At 48.9% G+C, this 18,018-nt stretch carries 19 protein-coding genes and 2 tRNA genes; 5 read left to right on the forward strand and 16 right to left on the reverse strand.

Annotated features, from left to right (window positions below; genetic code table 11):
* Positions 1-137: 137 nt before the first annotated feature.
* A tRNA-Gln gene (locus LLF78_05345) sits at positions 138-211 on the forward strand.
* Positions 212-226: 15 nt separating this feature from the next.
* A tRNA-Glu gene (locus tag LLF78_05350) sits at positions 227-302 on the forward strand.
* Between the two features lie 119 nt (positions 303-421).
* Here the strand turns inward: LLF78_05350 and LLF78_05355 are convergent.
* The 9 genes from LLF78_05355 to LLF78_05395 all read right to left on the reverse strand — a co-directional run bounded on the left by LLF78_05355 (position 422) and on the right by LLF78_05395 (position 9,574).
* Positions 422-1,297 carry a mechanosensitive ion channel family protein gene (locus LLF78_05355; GenBank protein ID MCE5201917.1) on the reverse strand — a complete coding sequence of 292 codons (876 nt, stop codon included), beginning with the start codon at positions 1,295-1,297 and terminating at the stop codon, positions 422-424.
* Positions 1,298-1,327: 30 nt separating this feature from the next.
* The gene (locus LLF78_05360) at positions 1,328-1,765 is read right to left on the reverse strand and encodes a hypothetical protein (protein ID MCE5201918.1); all 438 of its coding nucleotides are present in this window, start codon (positions 1,763-1,765) and stop codon (positions 1,328-1,330) included.
* Positions 1,766-1,768: 3 nt separating this feature from the next.
* Positions 1,769-2,662 carry a peptidylprolyl isomerase gene (locus LLF78_05365; protein MCE5201919.1) on the reverse strand — a complete coding sequence of 298 codons (894 nt, stop codon included), beginning with the start codon at positions 2,660-2,662 and terminating at the stop codon, positions 1,769-1,771.
* Between the two features lie 119 nt (positions 2,663-2,781).
* A complete protein-coding gene (locus LLF78_05370; GenBank protein ID MCE5201920.1) occupies positions 2,782-5,250 on the reverse strand; it encodes an ATP-dependent Clp protease ATP-binding subunit in 2,469 nt (822 codons plus the stop codon).
* A gap of 5 nt (positions 5,251-5,255) precedes the next feature.
* A complete protein-coding gene (locus LLF78_05375; protein MCE5201921.1) occupies positions 5,256-5,729 on the reverse strand; it encodes a UvrB/UvrC motif-containing protein in 474 nt (157 codons plus the stop codon).
* An 11-nt stretch (positions 5,730-5,740) separates the two neighbouring features.
* Positions 5,741-6,232 carry a CtsR family transcriptional regulator gene (locus LLF78_05380; protein MCE5201922.1) on the reverse strand — a complete coding sequence of 164 codons (492 nt, stop codon included), beginning with the start codon at positions 6,230-6,232 and terminating at the stop codon, positions 5,741-5,743.
* A gap of 321 nt (positions 6,233-6,553) precedes the next feature.
* Entirely contained in the window at positions 6,554-7,141 is a 588-nt protein-coding gene (gene plsY, locus LLF78_05385) for a glycerol-3-phosphate 1-O-acyltransferase PlsY (GenBank protein ID MCE5201923.1), read from the reverse strand.
* A gap of 93 nt (positions 7,142-7,234) precedes the next feature.
* Positions 7,235-7,654, reverse strand: coding sequence for an OmpH family outer membrane protein (locus LLF78_05390; protein ID MCE5201924.1), 420 nt, complete (start codon positions 7,652-7,654; stop codon positions 7,235-7,237).
* A gap of 45 nt (positions 7,655-7,699) precedes the next feature.
* Complete coding sequence (locus LLF78_05395) at positions 7,700-9,574, reverse strand: YgiQ family radical SAM protein (GenBank protein MCE5201925.1); 1,875 nt, start codon at positions 9,572-9,574, stop codon at positions 7,700-7,702.
* Between the two features lie 282 nt (positions 9,575-9,856).
* Between LLF78_05395 and LLF78_05400 the strand changes: the two genes are divergently transcribed.
* Positions 9,857-10,549, forward strand: coding sequence for a M48 family metallopeptidase (locus LLF78_05400; GenBank protein ID MCE5201926.1), 693 nt, complete (start codon positions 9,857-9,859; stop codon positions 10,547-10,549).
* Between the two features lie 173 nt (positions 10,550-10,722).
* Positions 10,723-11,574, forward strand: a complete 852-nt coding sequence (locus LLF78_05405) for an MBL fold metallo-hydrolase (protein MCE5201927.1) — start codon at positions 10,723-10,725, stop codon at positions 11,572-11,574.
* Here the strand turns inward: LLF78_05405 and LLF78_05410 are convergent.
* The 3 genes from LLF78_05410 to LLF78_05420 form a co-directional block, all read right to left on the reverse strand.
* On the reverse strand, positions 11,567-12,160 hold the full coding sequence (locus tag LLF78_05410) for an isoprenylcysteine carboxylmethyltransferase family protein (GenBank protein MCE5201928.1): 594 nt from the start codon (positions 12,158-12,160) through the stop codon (positions 11,567-11,569). The two genes, LLF78_05405 and LLF78_05410, sit on opposite strands and share 8 nt — an antisense overlap.
* On the reverse strand, positions 12,141-13,202 hold the full coding sequence (locus tag LLF78_05415; GenBank protein MCE5201929.1) for a flippase-like domain-containing protein: 1,062 nt from the start codon (positions 13,200-13,202) through the stop codon (positions 12,141-12,143). The genes LLF78_05410 and LLF78_05415 overlap by 20 nt, the downstream gene beginning before the upstream one ends.
* A gap of 132 nt (positions 13,203-13,334) precedes the next feature.
* Positions 13,335-14,012 (reverse strand): response regulator transcription factor, encoded by a 678-nt coding sequence (locus LLF78_05420; GenBank protein ID MCE5201930.1) that lies wholly within the window; start codon positions 14,010-14,012, stop codon positions 13,335-13,337.
* Positions 14,013-14,076: 64 nt separating this feature from the next.
* Here LLF78_05420 and LLF78_05425 point away from each other — a divergent pair, with 64 nt between their 5' ends.
* Positions 14,077-14,835 (forward strand): tRNA 2-thiocytidine(32) synthetase TtcA, encoded by a 759-nt coding sequence (locus tag LLF78_05425; protein MCE5201931.1) that lies wholly within the window; start codon positions 14,077-14,079, stop codon positions 14,833-14,835.
* 36 nt (positions 14,836-14,871) lie between these two features.
* On the opposite strand, the gene LLF78_05430 is transcribed toward LLF78_05425, so the two are convergent.
* From LLF78_05430 to trpS, 4 genes are read right to left on the reverse strand one after another with little or no spacing between them, the layout of a single operon-like run.
* Positions 14,872-15,615, reverse strand: coding sequence for an rRNA pseudouridine synthase (locus LLF78_05430; GenBank protein ID MCE5201932.1), 744 nt, complete (start codon positions 15,613-15,615; stop codon positions 14,872-14,874).
* Positions 15,605-16,231, reverse strand: coding sequence for an SMC-Scp complex subunit ScpB (gene scpB / locus LLF78_05435; GenBank protein ID MCE5201933.1), 627 nt, complete (start codon positions 16,229-16,231; stop codon positions 15,605-15,607). Before scpB ends, LLF78_05430 begins: the two co-directional genes overlap by 11 nt.
* The gene (locus LLF78_05440; protein MCE5201934.1) at positions 16,218-17,048 is read right to left on the reverse strand and encodes a segregation/condensation protein A; all 831 of its coding nucleotides are present in this window, start codon (positions 17,046-17,048) and stop codon (positions 16,218-16,220) included. Before LLF78_05440 ends, scpB begins: the two co-directional genes overlap by 14 nt.
* Entirely contained in the window at positions 17,017-18,012 is a 996-nt protein-coding gene (gene trpS / locus LLF78_05445; protein ID MCE5201935.1) for a tryptophan--tRNA ligase, read from the reverse strand. Before trpS ends, LLF78_05440 begins: the two co-directional genes overlap by 32 nt.
* Positions 18,013-18,018: the final 6 nt, after the last annotated feature.

The raw sequence follows: 18,018 nt of genomic DNA on the forward strand, positions 1-18,018 counted from the left end.
TAACTGTATTCAGACAATTTTGCGCCAGTGGAGGGAAGTATCCGGCAACGCTTTATTGCCGGTTGACAATACCGTAATATCCGATATAATTTTCTCTTGTCATGTCTGAGCCGTAAAGGTTCGACTGGGCCGTTTTTTGGGGTATGGTGCAACGGCAGCACGCCTGACTCTGGATCAGGTAATCTAGGTTCAAATCCTGGTACCCCAGCCATATCAATTGCGATGTGGTCCCTTCGTCTAGGGGCCCAGGACGGCGGGTTCTCAGCCCGTTAACAGGGGTTCGAATCCCCTAGGGACTGCCAAATATACCAGTAGCCTCGCTGAGGCGACCGGGACGATATCGGACAAGGGGCACGCTAAGATCCAGCGCGCCCCTTGTCCGATATCATTATACTAATAGGTTGGATGGTAAACATGAGTTTTATGAAATTTGCGGTTCATCTTCGGCCCGATGAACGACCACCTGCGGATATGCAAAAGAAATTTTTTCTGCATCAAAACGGTCTTTTAATTTTTCCCTGAAGCTGCGGGCTACTGCCCACTGCTGACCAGGTAAAGTCTTGATCACTATTCTCATATACACGGCGTTTTCGCCAAAATCCGTTATACCTTGGAACTTCGGGGGGCCCAGAATGACGCTGTTCATCTCATCAGCTATTTCTTTGCCGAGTTCTTCCATAATTTCCCCTGCCTTATGGAAATCGGACTCGTAAGTAATTCCAATTTTGATCAACGCAACCGACCAGTCCTTGGTGTAATTGATAATTGTCTGAACTGTGCTGTTGGGGATCACAACCAGATTGCCGTCAATGTCGCGAAGCCGCGTAGATCTGAGAGTAAAGAGCTCTACAGTACCTGAAAACGAGTTGACCTCTATCCAGTCGCCGACGTTATATTGGTTTTCTATCAGGATTATGAATCCGTTGATGTAGTCCCTTATTATGTTCTGTGCCGCCAGAGAGAAGCCGAGCCCCACCACCCCTATGCCGGCAATGACCGGTTTGATATCTATCCCGATGGAGCCAAGCGTCATTGAGACCATGAACACCGCCAGGACCGCTCTTGAAAGCTGAGTTGAAAGCTGTCTTATTGTGTTTATACGATGTTGAAGAGAATGCTTGAGTGCTTCATCTCCTCTGCTGTTCTGGACACGTTTGAGGGCGGCTTTAAATGCACGCTTGAAGATATGCTTAATCGCCATATCGAGAAAAAACCATGCAACAAGCAATGCTATAGGGATAAGCAACGTTGCCACATCAATAAACATATTCCCGATTATGTGCAGTCTAGACGGCATTTTCCGCCCTCCCTGAATATTTACTTTAGTTTACTGTTCAATTTTTATGTCTTCTTCCGCAATACATTCTTTAAGTAAACAAAGCACTTCGTCTTTCTGTTCAATACTGAACGTCAGAGGCCATGCTTCCCGGACAGCATGAGGAAGGACATATATTTTTTTACCCTTGTTCAATATGACGCGCACATCGGCGACATCATCCCAGCTGACAAAATCTCTCTTGCTCTGTCCCCAGAATGACGTCTCGCGGCAGAACCCTTCTGTGTTTAGAAAGAGTCTGCGCTCATAGCCAGATACATATATCATTATCGCTCCGGTGACGATAGGAATAAATACCTCCCGCATGGGACCGGCACTCAGGAATCGGCTCATGCCGAACCCCGTGAAAAGGATACCCATTGCACTCCCGGTCAGCTTGACCCATAAAGGCAGTTTTGTCCCGGCCGAGGCCTCCACACTTTGGGTCATTATCTATTTTACCGGGTTTGCAGCTTCGGGTTGGGCAGCAGGAATACCTCCAAGGTTTGAGAGGGAATCCTCATTTATTTCAACTTTGAATTTCTCCCTGAGCGATGCGAGCTCCTTGTCGATGTACGATCTCTGGAGACGCTGGGCTACTTCCTCCGAAGCTTCCTTGAATGTCAGCTGTTTCTGGGGACGCCGCTCAAGCACCTCTATGACATGCCAGCCAAAACCGGATTTGACAGGGCCCGCGAGCGAACCGACCCGTGCTTTCTCAATAGCTTCATCTACAGCTGGATCCATTGTCCCTTTCTCAACCCATCCAAGATCTCCGCCATTCTGTGCTGTGTTGGGGTCACGGCTGTAATCCGCCGCAACCTTTGCAAAATCTTTTGTTCTGTATATCTCAAGGACCGCGTTGACTGCATCCGCCTCTGTATTACAGAGGATATGGCGGGTATGCGCGGCAGGCGCCTGTACAAACTCTCCTAGATGCGTATCATAGTACTTTTTCATAGCATTATTGCCCATATCCCACTTAGTGCCTGCCTCCTGAAAGTAGGCCTGGATGAGAAGCTGGATCGTCTGCCATTTTATCTGAAAAGCTACATCAGGATGGGATTCGAGTCCCTTTGACTTTGCTGCTTCAGCAAATATTACGGCATCCGCCATCTGATTCACAAGGGCCACCCTGTCCTTTAATGTCGACTGAGAGAGCATCATCCCTACCATCATGTCATTCCCGCCGACAGTACCGGCAAGCATCTGCAGGATTTCTTTCTCGTTCAACGTTGCAGAACCAACGGTCAGCACCGCATCATCCGCGGCAAAAGCTACCGACACGCTTACAGTCATAACAAACATAAACACAGCCGCTGTTTTGAGAATCTTCTTGAATAACATACACAAATCCCTCCAGAATCTTATTTGTCTTAGTTGAACATGTCGGTCAATGCTAACACAAAAAACAAAAAACAGAGAGGTACAGATTACATAGCTCAAATTTTTTACAAGGCAGGGACTTATTTGACGAATTTCAGCTCTCCATTTTCAACGCCGACTAAAACCTTGTCTCCGCTGACTATACTGCCTTCGAGCATTTGGTTGGAAAGGGTATCCTCAACCATTTTCTGTATGATCCGGCGCAGCGGTCTGGCCCCATATTTGGGATCGTAACCCCTCTCAAGCAGAAGCTGCTTTGCCTCACTGTCTACATCTATTGTAATGCCGCGATCAAGGGTACGTTTTTTCACTTCATCAAGCATGATATCGACAATTTTAAGCAGCTCTTCTCTTCCCAGCGGCTTGAATATCAGCATTTCGTCTACCCTGTTGAGGAATTCGGGCCGGAAGGAGCGCCTTGCCTCCTCGAGTATAACTGTCTTCATCCTGTCAACATCAATACCGCCGGCACCCCCATCAGAATCTGCGAATCCAAGGCTTCGCCCCTTCATCATTTCACCGACTCCGACATTGCTTGTCATTATGACGACCGCGTTGCGAAAATCCGTCAGGCGTCCCTGCCCGTCTGTAAGACGGCCGTCCTCAAGAAGCTGGAGCAGTATGTTGAATACATCAGGATGTGCCTTCTCTATTTCGTCGAACAAAACAACTGAATATGGTCTGCGGCGTATCGCCTCTGTGAGCTTTCCGCCCTCTTCAAAACCAACATAGCCCGGAGGCGCTCCTATCAGCTTAGCCGCTTCGTGGCGCTCCATATACTCGCTCATATCCAGCCTTATCATCGCATCGTCGCTGCCGAAGAGAAACTCCGCAAGCGACCGGGCGAGTTCTGTCTTTCCGACGCCGGTCGGTCCAAGGAACAGAAAACTGCCCACTGGGCGTTTGGGATCCTTCATCCCGCTTCGTGCCCTGCGTATGGCCCTGGCAACTGCATGAAGAGCCTCATCCTGCCCTATGAGGCGAAGGCCTATCTGCTCTTCCATGCGCATAAGCCTCATGCTCTCTGCTTCGGTCAGCTGCGTTACGGGGATACCGGTCCACTCCCCCACGATGCCGGCAATATCCTCGGCCTTTACATCCGGAGTAAACTGATTCCTGGATTCTGTCCATTCACGGCGCCACTCGGCAATTCTGGTGACTAGTTCTTTTTCGCTGTCGCGGAGGTGAGCCGCCTTTTCAAATTCCTGGGCTGCAACTGCCTCTTCTTTTTCCTTGCGTATCTCTCCTGCGCTTCTTTCAAGCGCCTTTAGATCTTCCGGTGCTTCCAAAGTCTGGATGCGGGCCCTTGCGGATGCCTCATCTATCAAATCGATAGCCTTGTCCGGCAGAAAACGGTCGGAGATATAACGTTTTGAGAGCTTCGCTGCAGCGACAAGCGCGTCATCCGTGATATGGACTCTATGATGGGCCTCGTAGCTGTCGCGAAGCCCTTTAAGTATGCTTACAGTGTCCTCTTCTGAGGGCTCATCGACCTGTACGGGCTGAAAGCGCCTTTCAAGAGCGGCATCCTTTTCTATATACTTGCGATACTCGCTGATCGTCGTAGCTCCTATAACCTGAAATTCACCTCTGGCAAGGCTCGGCTTGAGAATATTCGCGGCATCCACGGCACCTTCGGCACCTCCGGCACCTACAAGCGTGTGTATCTCATCGATAAAAAGAATTACCTTCTTTGTCTCGCTGATCTCCTTTACAAGGCGGCGCATCCTCTCTTCAAACTCTCCGCGATACTTTGTCCCTGCAACCAGATTAGCCACATTTAGCTGCATTACCCTCTTGCCTTTAAGGATCTCCGGAATATCACCGGAAAGTACACGCTGTGCCAGCCCTTCCGCTATTGCGGTCTTTCCGACTCCGGGTTCTCCTATGAGGACCGGGTTATTCTTGGTGCGGCGCGAAAGTATCTGGACAACGCGCTGTATCTCCTTGTCCCTTCCTATAACAGGGTCAAGTTCACCGTTCTTCGCCATCTCAGTGAGGTTTATACCCAACTGATCAAGGGTAGGCGTCTTCGATGTCGGTTCCTGTGCCTGTGTCTGTTTATGCTGGAAATCAGGCCTCTCTCTCTGCTGTCCCTGGGACTCAGGAGGAGTACTTCCAAAGATATTTCTTATAACCTGCCTGCATGTCGATGCATCCATTCCGTGCGATGCAAGAAGCTGTGCCGCCAGACCTTCACCCTCGTCAATTATGCCCAGCAGTATATGTTCCGTACCGACATAATTCACTCCCATCCTGCGGGCCTCTCTCATAGAAAGGTCTATCACCATCTTAGCCCGTGGGCTCATGGGAAGGTCCGCAGGTACAGCTCTTGGCTTGTTGCTGCCTATAAAATGCTCCACTTCGGCTTTGAAGAGATCCGGCTCTATGCCAAAAGCGGCAAAAATCTGTGATACAACGCCGTCACTTTCATCAAGCAGGCCCAGCAGAATATGCTCGGTACCTATAACATCATGTCCTAAACGCAATGCCTCTTTATGGGCAAGCTGAAAAACCCTCTTGCCCCGCTCTGTGAAATCCTGCCACACCGAGCTCACTCGCCTTTCACTCTGTTATTGTTTTTTTCAAGTTCGATTATCCTGTCGCGTATTACTGCCGCATCCTCATATCTTTCATCGTGCACAGCCAGGGCCAGCCCATTTTTCAGGTCCGTCAGTTCGTCATTCCCCGTGTGTAAGGTATGATCATCTGTTGACTTTTCAGTCTCTGCCGAACCTTTGTCAGAAAGGGTTTCTGGCATGGTGCCGCCACAATACGGGCACTTCAGAATATCACCTGACTCATCGGAAACATCAGGCAAAGCAGGGAACAGCAAATCCTTCAGCGCCTCGTTCATATCAATGACTCCCTCAAATGAAAATGTCATCTTCATCAATTTTGCAACATCATCAAACGGGAGCATGTTCCTTGCACATTCCCTGCATACATATTCATCATGCCGCTCGCCGTTGACTATCTTGACCAGATGCACTTCCGCGTTGTTTTTTCCGCATTTTTCACATAGCATAGATTTTCACCTCACCCTAATGCAAGGCTTGTAAGAATTTTTTTGAGAAGTTCGGCCCTCATAATGTCACGGCGGTAAGGGGAGATGTCAAAAAGAGTGCGTCCGTTCTCTTCCAGATTACGCATTGATACTTCAATGATCAGCCGCTCACGCGGAGAGAGCAGTTCCCTGTTCTGAAGGTTGACGAGCAGCCTTCTTGCCTCCTGCTCCGTTATTGTGTTCCCGACAAGATCAGATAGATGTACGACCTCTTCGTCACAGTTCCTGAAAGTAAGCTGTATCACGCGGATATACCCGTGCCCACCCCTCTGGCTCTCAATGAGAAACCCGTTTTCAGGGGCAAAACGGCTGCGTAAGACGTAATTTATCTGGCTGGGTACACAGCCAAAACGTTCAGCCAGGTCTTTCCTCCGAAGAGAGACGACGCCTTCGCTGTTCTCCTCTATCAGCTGCGAGATGTATTCCTCTATGCTTCTCGTAAGGCTTGATTCTGGTGATGACATATCGTGTCACTCCGTTTCCTGTTGCTTATGCCAATGATTATATTGCCTTGGTCAGCATTCGTCAATAAGTCAGATCACAGCAATTGCAGGTCCGTTAATTGCAGATATCCTGTTGAAGCACCTCTAAAATACAAAAAGCCGCTATTGTAGATAGCGAAGACACACATGTCCAATATCATATTTATTAGCGACCTGATTTTGATTTTATCCGATATACTATTGAAAAGCTTTGCTATAATCAGAATTAAGGACGGATCATGCTTTATTTATATTTGAGGATCCGCCAGGGATGGTTTGGTTTCGCGTGTTTATGATCTGATCTTATCCTGCTTTGATTTCTGTGCCGTTTTGGATACGCCTGATATTTGCCCTGTGACGCCAGACGGAAAGCCCCGACAGCAGAAGCGCTGCTATATAGTAGGGGCGCGGCATGCCGAATACCGGCATTAGAAGGCTGGAAGCAAAGAGCGCCGTCATAGACGCGACCGAGACATATCTTGTCTTTTTCATTACCAGATACCATATACAGCCGCCGATCAGAGCCGGCCATGGATTAAAGAAGTCAAAAAAACCAAAGACACCGAAGGTCGTCGCCACCCCTTTGCCTCCGCGAAACCCAAGCCATATCGGATAGTTGTGCCCCAGCACGGCAGACGCGCCGGTAAGCGCCAGCACTGTGCTGCTCTCTGCGAAGCAGGAGACAAAAAGTACGGCAAGTCCGCCCTTAAGCATGTCAAAAGATGCGACAGCAAAAGCCCACTTTTTCCCTAACAGCCTTCCGGTATTTGTCGCTCCGATATTGCCGGAACCAAAATTTCTTATGTCGATGCCTCTGAGGTATTTCGCGACGAGGAATCCTGTCGGACATGACCCAACCACGTAGCCGACAATGAGCCAGAGAATTGACATCCTGTCACCTCCGTTACATATGGATTACCGGCATATAATTAATAAAAAACGCCATCCCGATCAAGCGGAACGGCGCAAATATCTTATTTACGTTTATCGCTTGAGCGCTGTGATCACATCCGGCGTAAGATCTATACCGCCATAGTAGACGAGCACCTTATTCAACACTATAGTGACACCCTTTGATTTCGCGACCTTGCCGATCGTATCGTTAACTTCTTTGAGAACGGGATTCATGAGTTTAGATTCCTCTTCCCTCATTTCAAGCTGTAGGTTCTGCACGATCTGAGCTTTTTTCTTGTCGTCAGTTTCTTTGTCAAAGGCCGCCTTCGCTGCGTCTGACTTCTTCTTGCTTATGGCTTCAAGCTGCTGCTGTGCCTGTTTGAACTTCGGAAACTGCTGAAGGATTGCCATATCATCAACAAAACCGACCTTCTCATCTGCGGCAAATGCAACTGAGCCTACAGTAAAGACTGCCAGTATGGTTATCATAAAAATAACGATCTTTTTCATTCTTGTAACCTCCCGAAATTTACATTTCTCAAATACACGAGCATTCTATAACGTCTTCCTGCGATTGTCCATAGACGATTTAAAATTATCAGTGTGACGACGTCCTTCAATGACAAGACAATGATGGGTTTTGCCGATAAGGTCACGGCGCCCTGCTTTTTCAAGAGCCTTTCTGACTGTATCTGAATTCTCCGGCATCCAGTATTGCAAAAGAGCCCTCTGCTGCTTCCGCTCTTCAAAACTTTTCGGCACGTAGACATCCTCTCCGGTCAAAGGGTCGATCCCGGTATAGTACATGCAAGTCGAGAGCGTACCCGGAGTCGGAGTAAAATCCTGTACCTGCTCAGGACGAAGGCCGCTGTCCCTGATAAACTCAGCCAGCTCAATTGCTTCATTGATTGTTGAGCCTGGGTGGGCAGACATGAAATATGGGACCAGAAATTGTTTCATACCAAGCTTTATGTTCATTTCACGATATTCCGAGAGAAATTCGGACGTCACGCTGCCCGGCGGCTTTCGCATACGTTTGAGTACGGCGGGGCTGACGTGTTCCGGCGCTATCTTGAGCTGACCGCTTACGTGAAAACGGCAGAGCTCTTCAAGAAAACCGGTTTTCTTGTCGGCAAGGATGTAATCATAACGAAGGCCTGAGCGTATGAAGACTTTTTTGATGCCAGGGATGCTTCTGAGTTTGCGCAAAAGTTCAATATAGTCGGTATGATCAGGCTTCATTTTTCTGCACGGTTCCGGATAGAGGCAGGACTTACCTGTGCAGGAGCCACGTTTCATCTGTTCCTCGCAGGCCGGGATCGTAAAATTTGCAGTGGGGCCTCCCACATCATGTATATAACCCTTGAAGCCATCCATACGCTTAAAACGCTTTGCCTCCGCAATCATTGATCCATCGCTGCGGCGCTGGATTATCCTGCCTTGATGCGAAGTTATGGCACAGAATGCGCACTCCCCGAAGCATCCGCGATGGCTTGTTATACTGAAACGCACCTCTTCAAGTGCGGGGACACCGCCTGCCTCGTCGTAGTCCGGATGCCACGCCCGCACATAGGGAAGCGCGTATACGCTGTCCATCTCACCTGTGGACAGCGGGCGCGACGGTATGTTCTGTACGACATGCCACGGACCCTGATCCTGGATGAGGCGGTTGCCCCTGAAGCTGTCCTGTTCAATATAGTATCTTTTAAAAGCCGAGGCGAATTTACGTTTATCTGATTTGACATCATCATATGATGGGAGTACAACGGCGTCGTTTGCTGTCTCAGGATCATGTGTTTTCCAGCAGGTCCCGCTGACCGTCCTTATATCACCGACGGGTATGCCGTCAGCAAGGGCATCAGCTATCTCGGTTACGGAAAGCTCCGCCATGCCGAAGACGAGCAGGTCTGCACGGCTGTCGACCAGCAGAGACCTGCGGACATCGTCGTTCCAGTAATCGTAATGTGCGATACGTCTTAGACTCGCTTCTATGCCGCCGATTATCAACGGTACGTCCTTCCAAAGCTCACGTATACGGTTACAGTAGACAATTGTCGCACGGTCCGGACGCATACCGCATTTGCCTCCCGGAGAGTAATCATCGCTGCGGCGTTTTTTCCCTGAAGCCGTATAATGGTTCAGCATCGAATCCAGGTTCCCGGCCGTGACCATGACCCCAAGGCGAGGCTTCCCCATCCTTGCGAAATCATCAGTACTTCTCCAGTCAGGCTGGGCAACTATGCCTACCCTATAACCGCGGCTTTCAAGACGGCGTGCTATTATTGCGTGGCCGAAACTCGGATGGTCAACATAGGCATCTCCCGACACCATCAGAAAATCAAGCGCATCCCATCCGCGCTGTTCCATATCATTTTTATTGACCGGTAAAAACGCATCTCTCCGTACTGTTTTTTTATTTTCGTTTACCACTTCATCCAGCTCCGATTTATCATATCTATTAAGATTTTATAAAAAGACAAAAAACAACGATCAAACTATCGTGTACCTGGCTATAGCTTGAGTGCTTGTGGCCGGTCTTCCTGATCGGCCGACGTTAAAACTGTCACAGGCCGGCGCCGCAACAGGCCTGACTATAACGATCGTATTGATGAGTGTTTCATCCGTATGCTTCGCGAGTTTTGAAAAAATCACTGTTGATGCAGGGCTCTAACTGCTATAGTATAACCTGAAGAAGGTTCAGGGGGATGGGAAATGGCGGATATTGTCACGCTCGGAGGAAAAGTTTTTGAAATACGCAAAGATAAGAGAAGGACACGTATAGTAGTCGGCATAGACTCCTGCAGAAAATACTTCATAGGATGTCCTTCTTCTTACACAGAAGATAAACTAAAAAAGCTGCTGAGTAAAAACATTGAAGCACTCATAAGCAGCCTTGATGATAAAATCAGCACCCTTCCTCCGGAGCATAAATATGAGGAGGGAGAGCTGTTTTTATTTCGCGGTAAGGAATACCCCCTGGTATGGAACAATACAAAAGAACACCTCCGTCTTGATCTTAACAGCGGAGCCTTTCTTATCCCGACAGACAAAACAGGAGAAGGATATAAGGCCTTCGAGTTATGGTACAAGCGCGCACTTTATAATGAACTGCGCTCTATTCTGCCGCTGTGGACAAAGGCATTGCATGTTACTCCCGGCATAATAAACATAAAGACGGTAAAAACAGCATGGGGCAGCTGTTCATCAAAGGGCAGCATCACCTTTTGCACACGCCTCGCACTCGTACCGCCGGAGCTGCTTGAATATGTAGTTGTCCACGAGCTCTGTCACATGTTGCACATGAACCATTCTCCTCTCTTCTGGGCCGAGGTCGCAAAATACATACCGGACTTCAAAGATAAAAGAACATTACTGAGGAAAAATGCGCAGATATACAAATGGTGACAGGACGGCAGGCACTGGGGCCAATAGAGGAATATAATATGCTTTGTAAATATCGCAGGTAAATGTATGGTTTATGCCGCACAAAAACAATAATAAGACGGCGTATCTGTCAGACGGCAAACGCTGTTATATGTTTTTCAGCGTAAAGTCGCGATCATTTGGAGGAACCTGACATGTCAGAACTAAAAGCATATGCACCTAACTTTATAAAATATCTCGGCACCGGAGGCGCACGTTTCTGCATGATCCGTCAGGCACGCCGGACAGGGGGTATATGGTTCAGCTACGGCGGGCTCGCCGGAGTCATAGATCCGGGGCCCGGGAGCCTCGTCCATATATGCGGCGCATCACCTGAGCTCGATCCGCACAGTATACGAGCAATACTTCTTACCCACAGGCATCTTGATCACGGCTCGGACATCAACGTCATAGCCGAGGCGATGACCGGCGGAGGTTTTGAAAAACAAGGGACGATCGTACTTCCAAAAGATGCGGCATGCGGGGAAGACCCGGTCCTGTTGAAATACATCGCCCAAAAGATAGAGAGGATCTGTCTGCCTGAGGACGGCAGCATAATAACCCTTGACTGCGGAGTGACCGTTGAACCTGTTGCACACGTACACCACAGGGTTGACTGCTTCGGTTTTATATTCAGAAAAGAGGGGCTTCCGACATGGGGGGTCATAAGTGATACGAAACCGCTGGATTACCTGGCAAAAAGATACAGAGAATGTTCTTACATATCCATAAACGCCACCTTCCCCGACAAAAAACCGAGGCTCGAGCACATGTCCATAACAGATGTCGGTGAACTGCTGCAGGAACTGCATCCCAAACTTGCAACAATATCACATATGGGGCTCGTCCTCCTGGAAAACGGCCCGGAGGCTTATGCAAAACAAATCTCCACTGATCAGACCCGTGTAGTAGCCGGACAGGACGGAATGGTCATAAATCTCGAGACACTGAAAGTGCTGGCACCGGTAGAGAGACCTAAAGAAGAGACGGAATACAGGGCTATTTAACGAAAAGGAGCCTGGCTATGACAACTGCGGTAACAAGAAAGTTGATGCGTATGGAATATATCTCTTCGGACCTGGCAATCTTTGCATTAAAGCAACGCTCTCCGTTAGATCCCGATGGAAATCCGTTTCGCGGGAACGGGAATAAAGATGGGACTTTCTCTTTGTAAATTCTATATTTTTCACCAAACTTCGACTCAAGAAATTCTTCTTCGGCCGGAATGATCATAAGGCAGTACAATATAAAGAAAGCGATAATAAAAGCTATCACCCATCCCCAGCCGACCATAAATGCCCAGCCGATCCCCATTATTGCATTGCCTGCATAAAGTGGGTTTCTGACCCACTTATACGGACCCCAAGTCACAAGAACGGGCGCCCCTATTACTTCAGTCCTATACTTCGGTATGCAGCCTGCAGCCCAGAAACGCAGCAACTGGCCCGAGACAAGGATCATAAGTCCTAAAATAAAACGGACGGCGTCAAATTCTCCGGGAAACACCAATATACCCGCAGCAAAAATACCCCAAAACAGCCCCCTGTATTTAAATGCCAATGAACTTATTTTTTTACTTATCCTTACCATCATTATTAAAACTCCCGTTCTCTTCATTAATTATCTTATCGGCACCGCCCCAGCCAAACAGTTTTACGGCAACAACGGTGCCGAGCGCGATACCCGTGTATTCGGAAAGCAGTCTCCATGCGACAGCCATAACTCCGGCCATGTTCCAAGGCACAAACAGCGCAAATACCGCGGCCGCACCGCCCTCTGCAGCCCCGCTGGCGCCCGGGGTCGGCACAAAGTAGAGAAGAAAGAGGAACAATGATTCGGCAAGCATGCACTGCATATATTCCACATTGTATCCTGCCGCCAATATCAGACACGGCATTATCGACATATATACCAACAAATGAGCAATAGCCGCTATTATCGACAATATAAACCATTTCCTCCCGGTAGATAAGAAGAGTCTTATATTGTTGCTGTAATTATCTATCTCTCTGTTGGCCCATCGTGCAATATGAAGAAAGCGTATGGACTTTATGACCCCGACATGTTTCATCCTGACAAGAAATCCGTTGCTCCATCGTTTGATGAGCTGCGGGTTCATAACACTTATCACAAGCAGGAACGATGTGATGATCATAAAGATGATAACGTACGCTACAAACCATTTCATTATATAATGTTTCTGAAAAAATTCAGGCTCTGCAGCCAAGGCAAAGGGGACTACAAGTGCAAGCAGGAATATCACCTGTAATGTTCTGATAAGGGTTATGGCGACCGATTTTCCTACAGACACACCGTTACGATATAGCAGATATATCTGAAACGGACCTCCGCCGCTTTGCATCGGGGTAATCGCACAGCCGAAATAGTTGATAAATATAACGGATAAGGTCTGTCTGAATGTAAGATCTTCCCCAGCCGCCTTAGCCAGAAAGATAAACTTGACGGCATCAAGAGACCAGCCAAGAATAACAAGCACCGCAATAAACAGTATAACTCTTGTGTCCGAATGCTTTAGAACGTCAAAAGTCGCTGAATCAATGCTTGAAAAGAGCACGCCTATTATTGACAAAATGACTATAGTGACAAAAACAGAGAAGCTTTTTCGTACTGTCAAATTTCCAGCCTCCTAAGCACAAAAGATGCGGAACTGGATCTCTATAAAAAAGTGGCATTACGAATATTATCACAAGAGTGTCCCATTGTCCTGTGTAGGCGAATGATGACCTGATCTGCAGATGAGGAGATACTAAAGCATACATGACAGGGAGAAGAACTCCTCTGGTATATAGGGCAGCCCTTCTTTCCACGCAAGTGCCGCGGCCTTAGTGCGGTCAGCAAGGTCAAGTTTCTTCAGGATATGGCTGACATGGTTTTTTACAGTCTTGTCTGACAATATCATTACGGATGCTATCTCCTGATTTGTCAGTCCATGCGAAAGCCAGTAAAGGACCTCCCTCTCCCTCGGGGTGATATCCTTCAGCGGATCTGAATGGACCTCTGTCTGCGGTGAACCTTTGCTGAGATCATCAAGGACATTCTGGCTTATATACCGTTCGCCGCGTGACACCGAGTAAAGAGCGGCAAGAAATTCTGCCGCGTCAGAGCTTTCACTTACGACCCCTATCCTGTCCATCTCTCCGAGAAGTGACAGCAGCTCGGCACTGGTCTCTTTTATAATGAAAAGAAAACACAGGTATTTCATCTCGCGGCGTACTTCACGTATGACCTGCATCATGTTCATATCCGGAAGTATTTGTCCTGCTATGAGCACATTGGGACGAAGTTTATATGCATTTTTCACAGCGTCGATGCCGTTCCCCGCACTGAAAATCACTTCGGAATCTGTTTCTCGTTCAATTGTCATTTTTAAGAAATCTGCGAACAGGTGATTGGCTTCCGCAAGAATAATCCTATTCCTTTTCATTCAACAGCCCTCATTTGTGATAGGATAAACAAAATATAACTACACAACCCGTGGAGGAATCCCCTTGAATCAGGAATTTGAAAAATTATACCCCTTAGCTAAGAAGATCTCCCGTTTTGTCGGTGAAGCTATTCGAGATTATAGCATGATACGCCGCGGAGATAGAATAATGATAGGGCTGTCTGGAGGCAAAGACAGCCTTATTCTCTCTCTGGCGCTGGCTCTGCTGAGAGAACGCAGCCCCGTGAAATTTGAATTGCAGGCCTGCCTCGTTGACCAGAGCGGAGGATCCATGAACGGTTCCCATCTCTCAGAGTATATGGGGTTACTGGGGATCCCTCTTGATATAGTCGTGCACCAGACGTACAAAATCGTCAAGGAACGCGATGAACGCTCGCCGTGCAGCTTTTGCGCGAATATGCGCCGCGGGATCCTTGCAGGACATGCAAAGGAGAAGGGCTGCAACGTACTGGCACTGGGGCACCACAAGGACGATACGGTGGAGACGGTGCTGCTTAATCTTTTCTACGGCGGAAGGTTCAAGTGCTACCGTCCGCATTTATACATGAGCAGGACGGGGATACGCGTTATAAGGCCGCTGATTTATATCGAGGAGAAAAATTTGATCATAGAAGCCGGACGCCTGAAGCTGCCTGTAATAAGTTCATGCTGCCCCTACGGGGATAAGTCAAAGCGCAAATCAACCAAGGAGCTCCTGTCAAAAATAGAGGCAGACGTGCCTGAGATCAAAAGCAACGTGATCCATGCATTGCAAAATGTACTTGAATCCGATATCTGGAATGCGGCTATGCCGGATAAATGATTCCCGGATCATTGACGGCAGACAGGCGATACCAGATCAAACAGTAAAACCGTCATTTATATAGCGCCAGATGTCTTCTTTTGAGACTGAGATATACTCTCCTGCAGGTAATTTCTTCAGTTCAAGCTTACCTATACGCCTCCTCATAAGATTGCGGACATCATTGCCAAGGGCGCGCGCCATGAGGCGGATCTCGCGTTTGATGCCTTCTCCGAGCACGACTTCAAAACAGCACTGCATTGGGCTGCGTGCCAGTCTGCGAACACTTAAAGGCTTGAGAAAGTGCCCTTCGGCCTCAACTCCTTTGATCCACTGTATGAGCAGCGGCTCATCAAGGGGCTTGCGCAGCTCGACCTCGTAGGTTTTTGTGATCCCTTTGCTGGGATGTATAAGTTCCTGCGCAAACATGCCATCGTTCGTCAGTATCATGAGACCTTCGCTGTCCCTGTCGAGTCTGCCTACAGGAAAAAGGTGCAGAGGATCGAACGAAGGCGGAAGTATGTCTATTACGGTCCTGTCGCGGCTGTCCCCGACAGCGCTGAGTATACCCCTGGGTTTGTTGAATATCAGATAGGTCTGCCGGACAGGGCACATTTCAACCCCGTCAAAGGTGACCGTATCACCTTCCGTGACCTGCCTTCCAAGCTCTGTTACAGTCTCCCCGTTTATTACCACCCGTCCTGCCGTGATATATTCTTCTACCTTGCGCCGCGCACCGGCACCGCACAAGGCCAGATAACGGTTGAGCCTTATCGTCTCTTTTTTTGCGTCATTCGTCATCTTCTGCCTCCATGCCATCATAGCCGGTCTTAGATGCAAAAGCATCTTTGACGCCTATCTCTTCACTGCCGTCGCGAAGCTCTTCGAGAGAGGGCAGCGATGTTATGCCTGCCAGCCCGAATATCTCAAGAAACCTCTCTGTAGTCCTGAAAAGCAGAGGAGAGCCCACGCTTTTCTTCCTTCCGGCAACACGCACAAGTCCATGTTTGAGCAATGTATCGACCACCCTGTCACAGCGCACCGAGCGGATGTCCTCTATTTCAGAGCGAGTTACAGGCTGGTTATAGGCAATTATGGAAAGCGTCTCGAGCGCAGCACGGCTCAGGCGCACACGCTGCAGAGAAACGGAGTTGGCAAAACTTTCAATCGTGTCGCTCAAATCCGGTGACGTCGCCATTTGCCAGCCTCCGGCAACAAAAAGCAGAGTAAGTCCATGTCCGCGCGAATATACGCCCTTTATCGTCTCTAAAGCCGATGCCACCCTCTGTGCCGATACACCAAGATGGGAGGCTAGTTCCTGCGTTGTTACAGGCTGGGGGGAAACAAACAGCATCGCCTCCACCTGCCTCTCAAGAAGTCCCATATCAGGATTTATGTTATTTTCAGGCTGCGGCAATTATAACATCTCCCAGTGTCTCAGACTGCAATATATGTACCCATCCGAGACGCGACATCTCAAGCAGCGCCAGCAGCGTCACAATAAGAGTCTTGCTGTTCCGCTCGTGAAGCAACTCGCCAAGGGCAAGCCTCTTCCCTTTTATCTGCCGCAGAAGCTCATCCATGCGCTGCTCGACCTGACGCTCCTCAGGCACTGCGTCCGGAATGTCTTCCCATATGGTATCCTCGCTGCGACCGCTTGCGCTGTTCCTCTCGTTGTACCTGTCGAGAAGCTCCCACCATTTAGCCGCGAGGCTGTAGAGGTCACCAATGTCGTAAAACGGGCTGCTCTCTTCATCCGCGATGCGCACAAAACAGCGTTCACGCTCCATCTGGAGCCTGGAGAGATAAGCGGCAGCGTTTCTGTAGGGACGAAAAACCTCAAGCATGCGCCGTAATTCCTCATCCGACTCGACGTAATCCTCTTCGGTCATTTCTTCCTGGATCTCATCTCCCGCCTGAGCCGGAAATAGAGAATGTACCTTGCGCAGGAGAAGACGGCTTGCGAATGCAAAGAACTCAGCCATCTCATTCAGGGTAGTCCTTCTGCTGTTGAGAAGGAACTGAACATACTGCGACACCAGTTCCGTAAGGCTGATCTCCGTAGGGTCCATCTCACGGGCCTCTACAAGATGGCACAAAAGATCAAGAGGCCCTGAGAAGGCTCCCAACTGGACCTCAAAACCCATCCTATCTTCCTTTTGTCCTGTCCCGGTAATATTCTGTCTCTCTTTCAAATCTGCCTCAGTGAAGTATCCCCATCGCAGTGTAGACATCTTCCATCGTCTGTTCCGCAACTTTGCGGGCACGTGCAGCGCCTGATTCAAGGATCTGCATCAAATCGTCGTCCCGGGTCTCGAGATACGCCCGGCGCTGCTGGATAGGGCCCATCATCTCTTCAAGATGCGCCATCAGTTTCTTCTTGCAGTCGATACAGCCAATGCCGGCAGTCATGCAGCCTTCGTGCAGTTCTGTCATCTCATCCGCATCTTTGTTGAAGAACTTTTGGATATCCCACACAGGGCACTTCTCTGGCGTTCCAGGATCAGTCCTGCGCTCACGTGCAGGATCTGTAGTCATCGTGCGCAGTTTGCCCCATATAGTGGCCATATCGTCAGCAATGTCCAGAGAATTGCCGTATGACTTACTCATCTTGCGCCCGTCAGTGCCTGGCATCTTAGCGGTGGGAGTAAGCAGTATATCAGGCTCTGGGAATATATCCCCGTAGAAATGGTTAAAGCGCCTTGCGACCTCGCGCGTAAGTTCAAGATGAGGTCCCTGATCCTCTCCCACAGGCACTGCAAATGATTTATAAAGAAGGATATCTCCGGCCATCAAAACAGGATATCCAAGAAATGCGTATGTTGAAAGGTCCTTGTTCTGCAGGTTCAATATCTGTTCCTTATAAGTCGGACAACGTTCAAGCCAACCGAGCGGCGTTATCATGGAAAGCGCGAGGTGCATCTCCGCATGCTGTTTGACGTGGGACTGAATGAATATTGAAGATTTCTCCGGGTCGACTCCGACCGCAAGCCAGTCAAGAAGTATCTCCCTACAGTTTGTCTTGACCCTGCCGCTGTCCGCATAGTCTGACATCATAGCATGCCAGTCAACGATCCCCCAGAAACAGTTGTAATGGTCCTGGAGCTTGACCCAGTTTATGAGGGCCCCTGCCATGTGCCCATAGTGCAGTTTGCCGGTAGGCCTCATCCCGCTGAAAATCCTTTTTCTCTCGTCCATGCGATC

It is taken from the genome of Synergistaceae bacterium (genome assembly GCA_021372895.1).
GTDB lineage: Bacteria > Synergistota > Synergistia > Synergistales > Synergistaceae > JAJFTP01.